Source organism: Mesorhizobium sp. ISC11, assembly GCF_037162595.1.
Lineage (GTDB): Bacteria > Pseudomonadota > Alphaproteobacteria > Rhizobiales > Rhizobiaceae > Mesorhizobium > Mesorhizobium ciceri.
Genome location: NZ_JAVSPW010000001.1, coordinates 3,642,946 through 3,656,682, shown reverse-complemented (window position 1 = coordinate 3,656,682; position 13,737 = coordinate 3,642,946). Strand labels below are relative to the sequence as shown.

Below are 13,737 nucleotides of genomic sequence, written 5' to 3'. Positions count from 1 at the left end.
GTCATTGATTTGTATTGATTGGTGAGACGTCGTGAGAAGCGATGGGAAAGTGAAATGGTGCCCAGAGGCGGATTCGAACCACCGACACGCGGATTTTCAGTCCGCTGCTCTACCAACTGAGCTATCTGGGCCTGTTCCGGCAAACGAAAACTCGCAGGCCGGAATTCATCGAGGCGCCGTGGGCGCCCCTTGAAAGCGCGTGGGTTATAGCACGGGAATTCGGCCTGTCCAGCGCCTAGGTGGCGATTTCAGGCAGGAAAAGCGATGCCGTGCGGCGCCCCGGGTTTCCATGCCGCTTGCGGGCCGGAATCGCGCACGGCATGGCACTATCTGGCCTTCTTCACCCTGGTCGGCGTCGTTATTGCAGGCTGAAACGCCGTGACATGTCTTTTAGCCGGCGGTCGAGGCGCAGCAATGCTCGCGGCACTGGGCGCCCGCAAGTCGCCATCGCCTATCTGGCGCCGGTCACGCCGCGGCGAAAATCGGAAGGCGACATGCCGGCGAGCTTGCGGAACGACTTGTTGAAGGCGCTGAGCGAGCCGAAACCCGAATCCATGGCGACGCGCAGCACATTGGCGTCCTGATGCATCAAAAGCGCCTGCGCATAGCTCAGCCGCAACAGGTTCACATATTCATTGAGCGTCATGCCGGTGGATTTCTTGAACAGGCTCATGGCGTATTTGGGATGGATGTCGGCGGCCGCGGCGATGTTCACGCAATCGATGTCATAGAGGAAGTTTTCGGCGATGAAATCGCACATGCGTCCGACATTCCGCGACGATTGCTGGTCAAAGGGGCTGCCTGTTTCCTGGTCGGTCGGAGTTGCGGATACCAGCCGATAGGGCTCGAACCGCACTCGCTCCAGCCGCAGCAGCAATTCGTTGACGGCATGTTCGGCCTTGGCCTGGTCGCCGGACCGGGCGTAGCGGTTCCAGCGCTCGAAATTATGGTTGTCGGACTGGTCGGTGGCTGATGTCACCAGTGTTGCGCCCGTCATCAGCCGATGCCTTATATCCGTGGGCAGGTGCAGCCGGAAGAAATGCACCAGCGGCAGATGCGCTCCGGCATAGATGGCGTCGTCGGACAAATCGTCCATCTGGTGCGGCAGGCCACCCCAGAACAGGCACATCTCGCCGGCCGAAAGCGAAATCTCGTGGTCGTTCATGCGGTAATGCACGCTGCCGCGCACGATGAAATTAACCTCGACTTGGGCGTGCCAATGCGGCTTGAGCATCACCAACGGATTGGTGTGAAACATCTGCAGGAGCAGCGGCAGGCCTTCCACGCTGCTGGCCCCAGGCTGGTAGAACGGCCGTTCAGGCATCTTACTTTCCGCCAATTTCATATTCCCTTTGACGGCGACAGGCCTTGCCCGGTGCATAGTCTAGCCACGCTCACAGTGAGAGAGCAAATGAAATGGGAGGATTTCAATGCGCATCACAATGACCTGCGCCGCGCTCGCGCTTGCCCTGGGCTCAGCCCCGGCCTTCGCGCAATCCGGCGAAATCACCATCTGGAGCTGGAATGTCGCGGCTTCATCGCTGAAAGCGACCATTGCCGGCTTCAACAAGCAATTTCCCGACGTCAAGGTCACGGTCCAGGATCTCGGCAACCAGCCGACTTACGACAAGTCGATCGCCGGCTGCGCCGCCGGCGGCGTCGGGCTGCCTGATGTCGTCACCATCGAGAACGGCGAGGCCGAGAATTACTGGAGCCAGTTCCCCGACTGCTTCGTCGACCTGCATACGCTCGGTTACACAGCCGACGACCAGAAAAAATTCCCTGATTTCAAGCGCACCGAGCTGGAAGTGGGCGACAAGGCCTACGCGATGCCGTGGGATTCCGGCCCGGTGGCCGCCTTTTATCGCCGCGACTTCTACGAAAAGGCCGGCGTCGATCCGGCTTCGATCAAGACCTGGGACGATTTCATCGCCGCCGGCAAGAAAATCCAGTCCGCCAATCCTGGCGTCTCGATGACCAATGCCGATTTCAACGGCGACTCGGAATTCTTCCGCATGATCTCCAACGAACAGGGCTGCGCCTATTTCTCCGAGGACGGACAATCGATCACGGTCAACCAGCCCAAATGCGTCGATGCCATGACCAAGGTCAAGGAGATGAAGGACGCCGGCATCATCTCGTCGGCCGACTGGGGCACCAAGATCACCAACAACACCGCCGGCACCGTCGCCACCCAGATCTATGGCGGCTGGTATGAGGGCACCATTCGCACCGAATCTGCCGGCGAAAACGGCAAATGGGGCGTCTATCTGATGCCGAGCCTCACCGCCGACGGGCCGCGCGCCGCCAATCTCGGCGGGTCCTCGCTGGCCATCACCTCGGCTTCCAAGAACAAGGAGGCTGCCTACGCCTATCTGAAATACACGCTCGGAACCAATGAAGGCCAGATCACGATGCTGAAGGAGTTCGGCCTGGTACCGTCCCTGGTCTCGGCGCTCGACGATCCCTATGTCGCGCAAGGCCTGTCTTACTGGGGCGGCCAGGCGGTATGGAAGGACATTCTCGGCACCTTGCCGAAGGTTGTTCCGAGCCGCGGCACGCAGTTCCAGAGCGACGCCGAAATCATCGTCCGCGCCGTGCAGACCAAGTATCTGGCCGGCGGCTATCCTGACGCCAAGGCGGCGCTCGACGATGCCGCAAGCCAGATCGCGGCGGCGACCGGACTGCCCGTCAAATCTTGATTGCCGCTTCTCCTTCTCCCCTTGTGGGAGAAGGTGGATCGGCGCGATAGCGCCGAGACGGATGACGGGTGCTCCAGCGGAGTGAGACGTTGGCGTTCCCTGGAACACCCCCTCATCCGTCGCCTTCGGCGACACCTTCTCCCACAAGGGGAGAAGGGAAGACCCAGGCGACGGCGTGAAACAACAAGCGGTAGAAGGAGGAGCAAGATGCGCAATCGTAACGCCACGGCCTATCGCTTCCTCACGCCCTATCTGCTGATCTTCGCGATCTTCTGGGTGTGGCCGATCATCAGCTCCTTCATGATCTCCTTCCAGGCGACGCGCACCGTGCCGTGGCGGTTCGCTCCGAGCTTCAACTGGGGCCGGTTGATCGGCGATCCGGCCTTCTTCAACGCCCTGAAGAACACGCTGCTCATCCTGGTCATCCAGGTGCCAGTGATGATCTCGCTGGCGCTCGTCATGGCGGTGCTTTTGAACTCGCCGCTCTTGAAGGCGCGTGGCCTCCACCGCTTCGCCTTCTTCGCCCCGGTCGTGGTCGGCGAGGTTGCCTATTCGGCGGTGTTCCGGCTGATGTTCAACCTCGATTTCGGCATCATCAACAAGCTCCTGAACAGCGTCGGCCTGCCCAAGATCGACTGGTTCTCCAACGTCACGCCGGCGATGGCGCTGATCATGATCGCGGTGACCTGGCGCTGGGCCGGTTACAACGCCATCATCCTGCTCGCCGGCATGCAGTCCATTCCCGAAGACGTCTACGAGGCGGCGACGCTCGACCGCGTCAGCAAGCTCAAGCAGTTCTTCTACATCACCCTGCCGCTGCTGAAGCCGGTCATCGTGTTCTGTCTCGTGCTGTCGATCATCGGCACCATGCAGCTGTTCACCGAGCCGTTCCTGATCACCGAGCGCGGTGGGCCGGGCGGCGGCACGGAGACGCTTGGCCTGCTGCTTTACCGCCAGGGCTTTCGGTCGCTCAACTTCGGCTACGCCTCGGCCGTCGCCTACACCATGGCCGGGCTGGCGATCGCCATCACGCTGGCGCAGCTGTGGCTGACGAGGGAACCGAAATGAGTTCGCGCTCCTCCGCCAGGCTGGGACGCAGCATCGCTCTGCATCTGTTCCTGACGCCGCTGGCGCTGATCTGGCTGTTTCCGCTGTGGATGATGGTGGTGTTCTCGACCATGCCCGACAACGGCATCTTCAGCCCCGGCATCGAGCTTTTGCCGCACGGCAATTTCATCGACAATTTCAACAATCTGCAGCGTGACACGAACTTCGTCGGCGCCATCGGCATTTCGGTCTCGGTGGCGGTGACCTACACCATCCTGTCGGTGCTGCTGACGTCGATGGCCGGCTGGGCGCTGGCCCGATACCAGTTCTTCGGCAAGGGCGCGGTTGTCGCCATCATACTGGGCACCATAACGCTGCCCTATGCGGTCGTGCTGATCCCGCAGTTCATCATGGTGGCGCGCGACTTCAAGCTCGCCAACACCTGGGTGGCGCTGATCGTTCCGCCGCTGTTCAATTCGCTCGGCGTGCTGTTCATGCGGCAGAGTTTTTCGATGATGCCGGACGACCTCTTCGATGCGGCGCGCGTCGAGGGCGTGAAGGAGTGGCGCATCTTCCTCTTTGTCGCGCTGCCTTTGGCGCGGCCGATGCTGGCCGCACTCGCCATCATCCTGTTCCTCGCCTCCTGGAACAATTATCTGTGGCCGCTTTTGATCAACAGCCAGCCTGGTTCGATGACGGCGCCGGTGGCGCTCGGCACGCTGATCGGCCTCACCAAGGTGTCATGGGGCGGCATCATGGCGGGCGCTGTAATGCTGACGGTGCCGATGCTGGTCGTCTTCGTGCTGCTGCAGCGCCATTTCATCGCCGGCATTGCCGCCGGCGCGGTCAAGTAAGGGGCAGCATGGCAACGGTCACGCTCACCAATGTCGTCAAGCGCTTCGGCGTCTTCGAGGTCGTCCATGGCGCCAGCATGGACATCAAGGACGGCGAGTTCGTCGTCTTCGTCGGCCCCTCCGGCTGCGGAAAATCGACGCTGCTCAGGATGATCGCCGGGCTCGAGGACATCAGCGGCGGCGAGATCGCCATCGGCGGCAAGGTGGTCAATGATGTCGAGGCGGCCGACCGCGGCATCGCCATGGTGTTCCAGTCCTACGCGCTGTATCCGCATATGAGCGTCGAACAGAACCTCTCTTTCGGCCTGCGCATGACCGGCAATCCAAAAGCCGACACCGAACGGCGGGTGAAGCGGGCGGCCGAGATCCTGCGCATCAGCGAATTGATGGACAGACGCCCGAAAAAACTCTCAGGCGGCCAGCGCCAGCGCGTCGCCATCGGCCGCGCCATCGTGCGCGAACCGCAGGTGTTCCTGTTCGATGAGCCGCTCTCCAATCTCGACGCCGAATTGCGCGTCCAGATGCGCGTCGAGACCTCCCGGCTTCACAAGGAACTGGGCACGACAATGATCTATGTCACCCACGACCAGACCGAGGCGATGACGCTCGCCGACAGGATCGTCGTGATGCGCGCCGGCCATATCGAGCAGATCGGCCGGCCACTCGATCTCTACGACAACCCCGACAATCAGTTCGTCGCCGGCTTTGTCGGCTCGCCGAAGATGAATTTCATCAAAGGCCGGGTTGTCGGGCACGATGTACGTGGCGTCGTGGTCGAACTGGCGGGCCAGGAGAAGACCCGCATCACGCAACCGTTGACTGGCACTGCGCCCGAAACAGGCAGCCCAAAAATCGGCAGCAAGGTCATTGTCGGTGTGCGGCCCGAACATTTCGGCAATGCCGGAGAGGGCGACGCCGACCTTGTGGTTGCCATCGACGTGATCGAGCACCTGGGCGGCACAAGTTTCCTCTATGCCAGAACGGCCAACGGTGACGACGTGGTGATCCAGCGCGACGCGGCAAAGGTCCCCGATACGTCCGAGATCACCGTTTCCATCCGCAAATCCTACCTGTTCGACGAAAAAGGACTGCGGCTGCGCTGACCGCCAGCCCTTCCCAGCCTTCAAGGAGAATGACAATGACCGCAACCACGCCCATTCGCTGGGGCATTCTCGGCCCGGGCAGCATCGCCCAGTCCTTTGCCGGTGGCGTGGCCGCTTCGGACACCGGCAAGCTGGTCGCCATCGGCGCACGCAATCCCGCCAAGCCGGGGCTTGCCGAGAGTTTTCCCGGTGCCCGTATCCTCGACGGCTACGACGCGCTGCTCGCCGACCCCGACATCGACGCCGTCTACATTTCGATACCGCATCCAGGCCATGCGCAATGGGCGATCAAGGCGGCCGAGGCCGGAAAGCATGTGCTGTGCGAAAAGCCGCTGGCGCTGACCGCCTTCGAGGCCGACGCCATGATGCATGCCGCGCGCAAGGCCGGCACATTCCTCGGCGAAGCCTTCATGTACCGGTTGCACCCGCAGACCAAGAAGCTGGTGGAGCTGATCAGGTCCGGCGTCATCGGCGAGATCAGGATGATCAAGTCGAGCTTCGGTTTCGCCATGCCGGGCTTCATGCCGCAGCACCGGCTCTATGCCAACGATCTCGCCGGCGGCGGTATTCTCGATGTCGGCGGCTATCCCGTCTCGATGGTCCGGCTGATTGCCGGTGCGGCCGTCGGAAAGCCCTTCAGCGAGCCAGACAAGGTGGTCGGCACCGCCCATCTGGGCCAGTCCGGCGTCGACGAATGGGCCTCCGCGCTGCTGCATTTCCCCGGCGGCATTGTCGCCGAAGTCTCCTGCAGCATCTCGCTCAACCAGGACAATGTGCTGCGCATCCTGGGCACAAGGGGCCGCATCGAAGTGCCGGACTTCTGGTTCGCCGGCGGCAACCGCGATGTCGGTCTCGGCCGGATAGACGTCATCGCCTCCGATGGTACGCGCCAGACCATCAGCGTCGACGAGAAGCGCCATGTCTATTCCTTCGAGGTCGACGCAGCCGGCGAGGCGATCCGCGCCGGCGGCCAAGAATTCGCCTGGCCGGGCATGGCGTGGGCGGAAAGCCTCGGCACCTTGCGTGTGCTGGACAAATGGCGGACGGCAGCCGGCCTCGAATACGGGATCGAGAAGGCCGAGCAGCGCACCAACACCATCTCCGGCCGGCCGCTACGGTCCGGCGGCACGGCGGTCGCCAAGCGCACCATTCCTGGCCTGTCGAAACCGGCATCGGTGGTGACGCTCGGCTTCGAGGATTTCCGTACGTTTTCCTCAGGTTCGATCCTGCTCGATGCCTTTTTCGAGGCCGGCGGCAATCTCTTCGATACCGGCTATGTCTATGGCGGCGGCTATACCGAGAAGCTGCTTGGCGAATGGTTGAAAAACCGTGGCGTGCGCGCGCAATCGGTGGTCATCGCCAAGGGCGCGCACTCGCCGCTGTGCTATCCTGATGTGATCGGCAAGCAGCTCGACCAGACGCTCGAACGCCTGCAGACCGATCATGTCGATGTCTACTTCATGCACCGCGACAATCCGGATGTGCCGGTCGGCGAATTCGTCGATGCGATGGATCGCGAGGTCAAGGCCGGCCGCATCCGCGGCCCGTTCGGCGGTTCGAACTGGACGATGGAACGCATGGATGAGGCAATTGCCTACGCCGAACGCACCGGCAAGCAAAAGCCCGGTGCGCTGTCCAACAATTTCTCGCTGGCCGAAATGCTGGAGCCGATCTGGGCTGGCTGCGTCACGTCCTCCACGGATGTCTGGAAGGCCTGGCTGACATCCAGGCAGATGCCGAATTTCGCCTGGTCGAGCCAGGGGCGCGGCTTCTTCACCGATCGGGCGGGTCGCGACAAGCAAGACAATGAGGAGCTGGTGCGGGTCTGGTACTCCGAGCGGAATTTCGGCCGCCGCGACCGGGCGATCGAACTTGCCGCGAGACTGGGCAAGAGCCCGATCCATATTGCGCTGGCCTATGTGCTCGCTCAGCCCTTCCCCTCCATCCCGCTGATCGGGCCACGCACGCTGGATGAACTGGACGACAGCCTGCGCGCTCTCGACATCACGCTTTCGCAAGCCGATCTCGAATGGCTGGACGGCGGCAGCCTGCGCGCTGCCTAGTTGGCTGCCTGTTTAACCGTGGCGGCGTCAGGTCTCGTCATCGAACGCCCTGACGCCGCGCCTGGCCGGAGTCCGCAAATTCGCGTACATGCCTGTGGTGCGGAACTGGCTCGGTGTGATGCCGTAGCAGCGGCGGAAGACCTTTGAAAAATAGTTCGCTTCCTCGAAGCCGCACAGGATGGCGACTTCCTTCACCGGCAAAAAATCCGCTTTGGTCAGCAGCTTCGCCGCGCGTTGCAGGCGCTGCTGCAGCACGAACTCGGCCGGAGGCAGGCCTTCGCTCTCGGCGAAACAGCGTGAGAAATGGGCTCGGCTGAGGCCGCTGATCTGGACCAGGTCCGCCACCGGCAGCGGCTTGTCGAGATTGGCGTTGATGTGATCGATGACCGGCTGCATGGCGCTTAGTTTTTCGGCGAAGGCATGGGAACCGAAGACATCGTCATAGAGCGCCATCGCAGCCTCGTAGGCTATCGCGGAAGCAGCACCCGGCGAAGCGGCGCCTTTGATCAGGCGCAGGCTGCAATCGGCAAGATGATCGATTGTCGCCGGCTGCAGCCGAAATACAGGACCCGAGACGCTGAGGATCGACTTGTGGATGCGCAGCGCTTCCTCGCCGTTCATCGAAATCCAGAAATATTCCCAGCGCTCATCTCCAGCCAGCCAGTAGCGGTGGTTGTGCGGCACCAGCACCAGCAATGTGTCGTTCTTCTGCAAGCGGTAGTTGCGGTTTTCGTAGCGCAGCCGGCCAGTCCCGCTGATCGTGTGCTGGAGCACGGTGAACGGTGTCTGACCGCGCTTGCGGCCGTCCCAGTCGTAGATTTCGTCCTCGCGCACTTCGTAGCCCGTGCTCGTCGGCATGGCGTGCAGGCGCTGGCGGCCGCGCGGCAGCGAGATCGTGCGCATGGACTGTCCGTGTTCTATCAAATCATGCAGCACAAAATTACCCCTGAAAGCATAATCCTTCTCTGGTCGCGCTCGCGAATAAGCGCATAATCCCCATCGAAAAGCGAGAGAGATCCGCAGTCAAGGAGCGGACAGGGAGGTTGGCGAGCCGGATTCCGGCTTGTCCTGCATACATGTCGCGGCATGTGGCTACAGCCTCCCATTGTCATTCCTTGCCTGCAATTCGAAATGGAATGAGGTGCGGCTGATGAGTTTCAAAATCGCTATCATCGGTGCCGGCAGCGTCGGCTTCACCAAGAAATTGTTCACCGACATCCTCTGCGTGCCCGAATTCAAGGACATCGAATTCGCGCTGACCGACGTCAGCGAGCACAATCTTCAGATGATCAAGGCGATCCTCGACAGGATCGTCGAGGCGAACAGGTTGCCGACCAGGGTGACGGCGACCACCGACCGCCGCAAGGCGCTCGAAGGCGCTCGCTACGTCATCAGCTGCGTGCGGGTCGGCGGCCTCGAAGCCTACGCCGACGATATCCGCATTCCCTTGAAATACGGCATCGACCAGTGCGTCGGCGATACGATCTGTGCCGGCGGCATTCTCTATGGCCAGCGCAACATTCCGGTGATCCTGGATTTCTGCAAGGATATACGCGAGGTCGCCGAGACGAACGTCAAATTCCTGAACTACGCCAACCCGATGGCGATGAACACCTGGGCGGCGATCGAATACGGCAAGGTCGACACTGTCGGGCTCTGTCACGGCGTCCAGCACGGCGCCGAGCAGATCGCCGAGGTGCTTGGCGCGAAGTCCACGCAGGAGCTCGACTATGTCTGTTCCGGCATCAACCACCAGACCTGGTTCATCGATCTGCGCCTCAACGGCCGCCCCATTAACAAGGATGAACTGGTGGCCGCTTTCGAGGCGCATCCGGTCTATTCCAGGCAGGAGAAGCTGCGCATCGACGTCCTGAAGCGCTTCGGCGTCTATTCGACCGAAAGCAACGGTCATCTTTCCGAATATCTGCCCTGGTACCGCAAACGTCCCGACGAGATCACGCGCTGGATCGATATGTCCGACTGGATTCACGGCGAGACCGGCGGCTATCTCCGCTACTCCACCGAAACCCGCAACTGGTTCGAGACGGAATATCCGCAGTTCCTCGAAGCGGCGTCCAAGCCGATCGACCGCGAGAAACGCTCCAACGAGCATGCCAGCCACATATTGGAGGCGCTGGAGACCAACCGCGTCTATCGCGGCCACTTCAACGTCAAGAACAATGGCGTGATCACCAACCTGCCGCAGGATGCCATCATCGAGTCGCCGGGCTTCGTCGACCGTTTCGGCATCAACATGGCCGCCGGCATCACGTTGCCGGAGGCTTGCGCCGCCACCTGCATCGCTTCGATCAACGTCCAGCGCATGTCGGTGCATGCCGCGATATCGGGCGACATCGATCTTCTGAAGCTCGCCGTGCTGCATGACCCGTTGGTCGGCGCGGTTTCGACGCCGGAGGAGGTTTGGCAGATGGTCGACGAAATGGTCGTCGCCCAGGCAGCCTGGCTGCCGCAATACGCCCATGCGGTTCCGGCCGCCAGGGAGCGGCTGTCGACATCCAAGGTGAAGACCCGCGAGTGGGCGGGCGCCGCACGGCGCAGCGTTCGCTCGATCGAGGAATTGCGCGCCGAAAAAGCCGCGCTGAAGCAAGCCGGCTGAAACGGGCCGGCTGAAACGGGCCGGCTGAAAATTCATGCGGTGATGGTGGATCCATGGGAGGCGGATCCACTGCCACGAAGCCGTTTGAATTCGAGGAGAGGCGGAGCGGGTGCAAACGCTCCGGACAAACAAGAGGGAGAGAGACAGTGAGGAATTTACGCAATATCGGCCTTGCTGCCGGACTGGCGCTGAGCGTCTCGGTCTCGGCACTCAGTGCTTACGCTTCCGAGCCGACGGTTCCGCCGGCGCCGACACCGTTTCCCGCCGAAGGCAAGATCAATTATGTCGCGCGCGACTCCATTCTGGAGTTCAAGGCGCTTCCCGAATATCACGAGCCCGACTGGGTCACCGAGAAATACGTCAAGACCGGCAAGCTTCCGCCGGTGAAAGACAGGCTGCCAAAGGAGCCGCTGGTCTTCAAGACGGGCAATATGCAAGACGGCATCGGCGTCTATGGCGATACGATGCGCCACGTCATCGGAGGGCGGCCGGAAGGCTGGAACTACGGCGCCGGTCAGACGCAAGGCTGGGGCGGCATCGACATCGGCCTCTCCGAATGCCTGACGCGCACCGCCCCGCTGTTCCAGGTCGAGGCCAAGGACACCGAGCCGCTGCCGAACCTGGCCAGGAGCTGGGATTGGTCGAGCGATGGCCACAAGCTGACCATGCACCTCATCGAAGGCGCGAAGTGGTCGGACGGCGTGCCGTTCAATGCCGACGACGTCATGTTCTACTGGGACGACGAGGTCGTCGATCCCAACGTCTCGCCGCTGAACGGCGCCACGCCGGAAGCCTTCGGCGTCGGCACGACGTTGAAGAAGATCGACGACTACACCGTCGAATGGACCTTCAAGGACGCCTTCCCGAAGCAGTACCTGTATGCCATGGCCTACGGCACCTTCTGTCCTGGTCCCGCGCACATCCTGAAGCCGCAGCATCCGAAATATTCGAAGAACACCTACGATCAGTTCAAGAATGCCTTCCCGCCGGAATTCATGAACATGCCGGTGATGGGCGGCTGGGTCCCGGTCGAATACCGGCCGGACGACATCATCGTCATGCGCCGCAATCCCTATTACTGGAAGGTCGACGAAAAGGGCAATCAACTGCCCTATCTCAACGAACTGCACTACAAGCTGTCGACCTGGGCCGATCGCGACGTCCAGGCGGTGGCCGGCGCGGCTGATTTTTCCAATCTGGAGCAGCCGGAAAACTTCGTCGCCTCGCTGAAGCGTGCGGCGGAGGCGAACGCGCCTGCCCGTCTTGCTTTCGGCCCGCGGCTCATCGGCTACAATCTGCGCTTTAATTTTTCCGCCAATGGCTGGGGCAATCCGGACGAACGCGGCCAGGCGATCCGCGAGCTGAACCGCAACGAGGATTTCCGCAAGGCCGTCACCATGGCGCTCGACCGCAAGGCGCTCGGCGACTCGCTGGTCAAGGGGCCGTTCACCGCCATCTATCCCGGCGGCTTGTCGTCAGGAACCAGCTTCTACGACCGCAATTCGACGGTCTACTACCCCTTCGACCTCGATGGCGCCAAGGCTGAACTCGCCAAGGCCGGCCTCAAGGATACGGACGGCGACGGCTTCGTGAATTTCCCTTCCGGCACCGCCGGCGGCAAGAATGTCGAGATCGTGATGCTGGTCAACAACGACTACACGACCGACAAAAGCCTTGCCGAAGGCGTCGTCGCCCAGATGGAAAAGCTCGGGCTGCGGGTCGTGCTCAACGGCCTCAACGGCACCCAGCGGGACGCTTCGCAATACTCCGGCCGCTTCGATTGGCTGGTCCGGCGCAACGAACAGGAACTGACCTCGGTGGTGCAGAACACCGTGCAGCTTGCCCCTGTCGGCCCGCGCACCAGCTGGGACCATCGTGCGCCGGAAAATGGCGAGGTCGATGTGATGCCGTTCGAAAAGGACCTCGTCGACATCGTCAACAAGTTCGTCTCCACGCAGGACAATGACCAGCGCGCCAGCTTGATGAAACAATTCCAGAAGATCTCGACGGAGCACGTCTACAATGTCGGCCTGACGGAATATCCCGGCGCGCTGATCGTCAACAAGCGCTTCTCGAACATTCCGCAGGGCACGCCGATCTTCATGTTCAACTGGGCCGAGGATTCGATCATCCGCGAACGGGTATTTGTCGCCGCAGACAAGCAGGCGAAATATGAATTGTTCCCCGATGAGCTGCCCGGCAAACCCGGAGAGAAGGGGCTGATGAATTAGGTTTACCTCCCTGACTGAGAGACCTCCGGCCGCGCCGCTGGCGCGGCCGGACAAACCAACCTCCGGACGCAACCAAGGGCGCGATCGGCGAGACAAGGAAATGAACCGTCCATGCTGCGATTCCTGCTCACGCGCATAGCGTCGGCAATCCCGGTCCTCGCCATTTTGAGCCTGGCCACCTTTGCCATCATCCAGGCGCCGCCGGGCGACTATGCCGACTACATCCGCTCGCAGGCGATCAACCAGGGTGGAGCTTCCTTTGCCGAGGCCGACGCGCAGGCAAAGGCCTATCGCATCGAGCATGGCCTCGATAAGCCGCTGCCCGTGCAGTATCTCAACTGGATCGTCGGCATCGTCACTCGAGGCGATTTCGGCTACAGCCTGTACTACAACAAACCGGTCGCCGATGTGGTCGGAGAGCGCCTGCCGCGCACGCTCCTTCTGGCGCTGGTCTGCCATCTGCTGGCCTCGGTGCTGGGCATCACATTCGGCATATGGGCGGCGACAAGGCAATACACCTGGATCGACTCGACACTGTCGGCCATCTCCTTCCTCGGCATGACGGTGCCGCGCTTCCTGATGGCGCTGATCATCGTCTATCTCCTGGTCTTCCAGTTCAACGTGTCTGAGATCGGCTCATTCTTCTCGCCGCAATATGGTGGTGCGCCGTGGTCGTGGGCCAAATTCGTCGACCTCGTCAAACATGTCTGGCCGGTGGTGGCGATCGCCACTTTCGGCGGCCTCGCCTACAATATGCGCGTCATGCGCGGCAATCTGCTCGATACGCTGAACGCGCAATATGTCGAGACGGCAAGGGCCAAGGGGCTGACGGGTGCTGCCGTCGTCATGCGCCACGCCGTGCCCAACGCGCTGCATCCGCTCATCATGTATCAGGGCGTGGTGCTGCCCTATATGCTGACCGGCGAGATCGAGACGGCGATCATCTTCGCACTGCCGACCGTCGGCCCGGCGATCGTCGGCTCCATGGCTGTCGGCGACGTCTATGTCACCGCCACCTTCATGATGGTCCTGTCGGCGACGCTCATCGTCGGCAACATCATCGCCGACATGCTGCTCGTGCTGCTCGATCCGCGCGTGCGCCAGTTCGGGGAGCGTTGAG

At 61.8% G+C, this 13,737-nt stretch carries 10 protein-coding genes and 1 tRNA gene; 8 read left to right on the top strand and 3 right to left on the bottom strand.

The genetic code is table 11. From position 1 onward, the window contains the following. Nucleotides 1-55: 55 nt before the first annotated feature. Both RPF88_RS17930 and RPF88_RS17925 read right to left on the bottom strand, forming a co-directional pair. Nucleotides 56-131, bottom strand: a tRNA-Phe gene (locus RPF88_RS17930). 320 nt (nucleotides 132-451) lie between these two features. Beyond that, nucleotides 452-1,345: a helix-turn-helix domain-containing protein gene (locus tag RPF88_RS17925; RefSeq protein WP_024504770.1), complete on the bottom strand. Its 894-nt coding sequence runs from the start codon at nucleotides 1,343-1,345 to the stop codon at nucleotides 452-454. An 85-nt stretch (nucleotides 1,346-1,430) separates the two neighbouring features. Between RPF88_RS17925 and RPF88_RS17920 the strand changes: the two genes are divergently transcribed. The 5 genes from RPF88_RS17920 (at nucleotide 1,431) to RPF88_RS17900 (ending at nucleotide 7,769) form a co-directional block, all read left to right on the top strand. Further along, entirely contained in the window at nucleotides 1,431-2,702 is a 1,272-nt protein-coding gene (locus RPF88_RS17920) for an extracellular solute-binding protein (protein ID WP_224618668.1), read from the top strand. 207 nt (nucleotides 2,703-2,909) lie between these two features. After that, nucleotides 2,910-3,770 (top strand): carbohydrate ABC transporter permease, encoded by an 861-nt coding sequence (locus RPF88_RS17915; protein WP_337122779.1) that lies wholly within the window; start codon nucleotides 2,910-2,912, stop codon nucleotides 3,768-3,770. Next, complete coding sequence (locus RPF88_RS17910; RefSeq protein WP_013530185.1) at nucleotides 3,767-4,603, top strand: carbohydrate ABC transporter permease; 837 nt, start codon at nucleotides 3,767-3,769, stop codon at nucleotides 4,601-4,603. Before RPF88_RS17915 ends, RPF88_RS17910 begins: the two co-directional genes overlap by 4 nt. An 8-nt stretch (nucleotides 4,604-4,611) precedes the next feature. Next, entirely contained in the window at nucleotides 4,612-5,706 is a 1,095-nt protein-coding gene (locus tag RPF88_RS17905) for an ABC transporter ATP-binding protein (RefSeq protein WP_337122778.1), read from the top strand. Between the two features lie 35 nt (nucleotides 5,707-5,741). Continuing rightward, nucleotides 5,742-7,769: an aldo/keto reductase gene (locus tag RPF88_RS17900; RefSeq protein WP_337122777.1), complete on the top strand. Its 2,028-nt coding sequence runs from the start codon at nucleotides 5,742-5,744 to the stop codon at nucleotides 7,767-7,769. A 27-nt stretch (nucleotides 7,770-7,796) separates the two neighbouring features. Here RPF88_RS17900 and RPF88_RS17895 read toward each other — a convergent pair whose 3' ends face one another. Beyond that, nucleotides 7,797-8,672: an AraC family transcriptional regulator gene (locus tag RPF88_RS17895; protein ID WP_082826649.1), complete on the bottom strand. Its 876-nt coding sequence runs from the start codon at nucleotides 8,670-8,672 to the stop codon at nucleotides 7,797-7,799. 247 nt (nucleotides 8,673-8,919) lie between these two features. On the opposite strand from RPF88_RS17895, the gene RPF88_RS17890 reads away from it, so the two are divergent. The 3 genes from RPF88_RS17890 (at nucleotide 8,920) to RPF88_RS17880 (ending at nucleotide 13,736) form a co-directional block, all read left to right on the top strand. Further along, entirely contained in the window at nucleotides 8,920-10,386 is a 1,467-nt protein-coding gene (locus RPF88_RS17890) for an alpha-glucosidase/alpha-galactosidase (protein WP_337122775.1), read from the top strand. A gap of 146 nt (nucleotides 10,387-10,532) precedes the next feature. After that, entirely contained in the window at nucleotides 10,533-12,617 is a 2,085-nt protein-coding gene (locus tag RPF88_RS17885; RefSeq protein ID WP_337122774.1) for an ABC transporter substrate-binding protein, read from the top strand. A 111-nt stretch (nucleotides 12,618-12,728) separates the two neighbouring features. After that, a complete protein-coding gene (locus RPF88_RS17880; RefSeq protein ID WP_013530191.1) occupies nucleotides 12,729-13,736 on the top strand; it encodes an ABC transporter permease in 1,008 nt (335 codons plus the stop codon). Nucleotide 13,737 lies beyond the last annotated feature (1 nt).

Bases quoted from the DNA above. Each gene is read 5' to 3' on its own strand.
- RPF88_RS17890 (WP_337122775.1), top strand. From the start codon at position 8,920: ATGAGTTTCAAAATCGCTATCATCGGTGCCGGCAGCGTCGGCTTCACC.
- RPF88_RS17905 (WP_337122778.1), top strand. From the start codon at position 4,612: ATGGCAACGGTCACGCTCACCAATGTCGTCAAGCGCTTCGGCGTCTTC.
- RPF88_RS17915 (WP_337122779.1), top strand. From the start codon at position 2,910: ATGCGCAATCGTAACGCCACGGCCTATCGCTTCCTCACGCCCTATCTG.
- RPF88_RS17880 (WP_013530191.1), top strand. From the start codon at position 12,729: ATGCTGCGATTCCTGCTCACGCGCATAGCGTCGGCAATCCCGGTCCTC.
- RPF88_RS17895 (WP_082826649.1), bottom strand. From the start codon at position 8,672: ATGCGCACGATCTCGCTGCCGCGCGGCCGCCAGCGCCTGCACGCCATG.
- RPF88_RS17925 (WP_024504770.1), bottom strand. From the start codon at position 1,345: ATGAAATTGGCGGAAAGTAAGATGCCTGAACGGCCGTTCTACCAGCCT.
- RPF88_RS17910 (WP_013530185.1), top strand. From the start codon at position 3,767: ATGAGTTCGCGCTCCTCCGCCAGGCTGGGACGCAGCATCGCTCTGCAT.
- RPF88_RS17900 (WP_337122777.1), top strand. From the start codon at position 5,742: ATGACCGCAACCACGCCCATTCGCTGGGGCATTCTCGGCCCGGGCAGC.
- RPF88_RS17920 (WP_224618668.1), top strand. From the start codon at position 1,431: ATGCGCATCACAATGACCTGCGCCGCGCTCGCGCTTGCCCTGGGCTCA.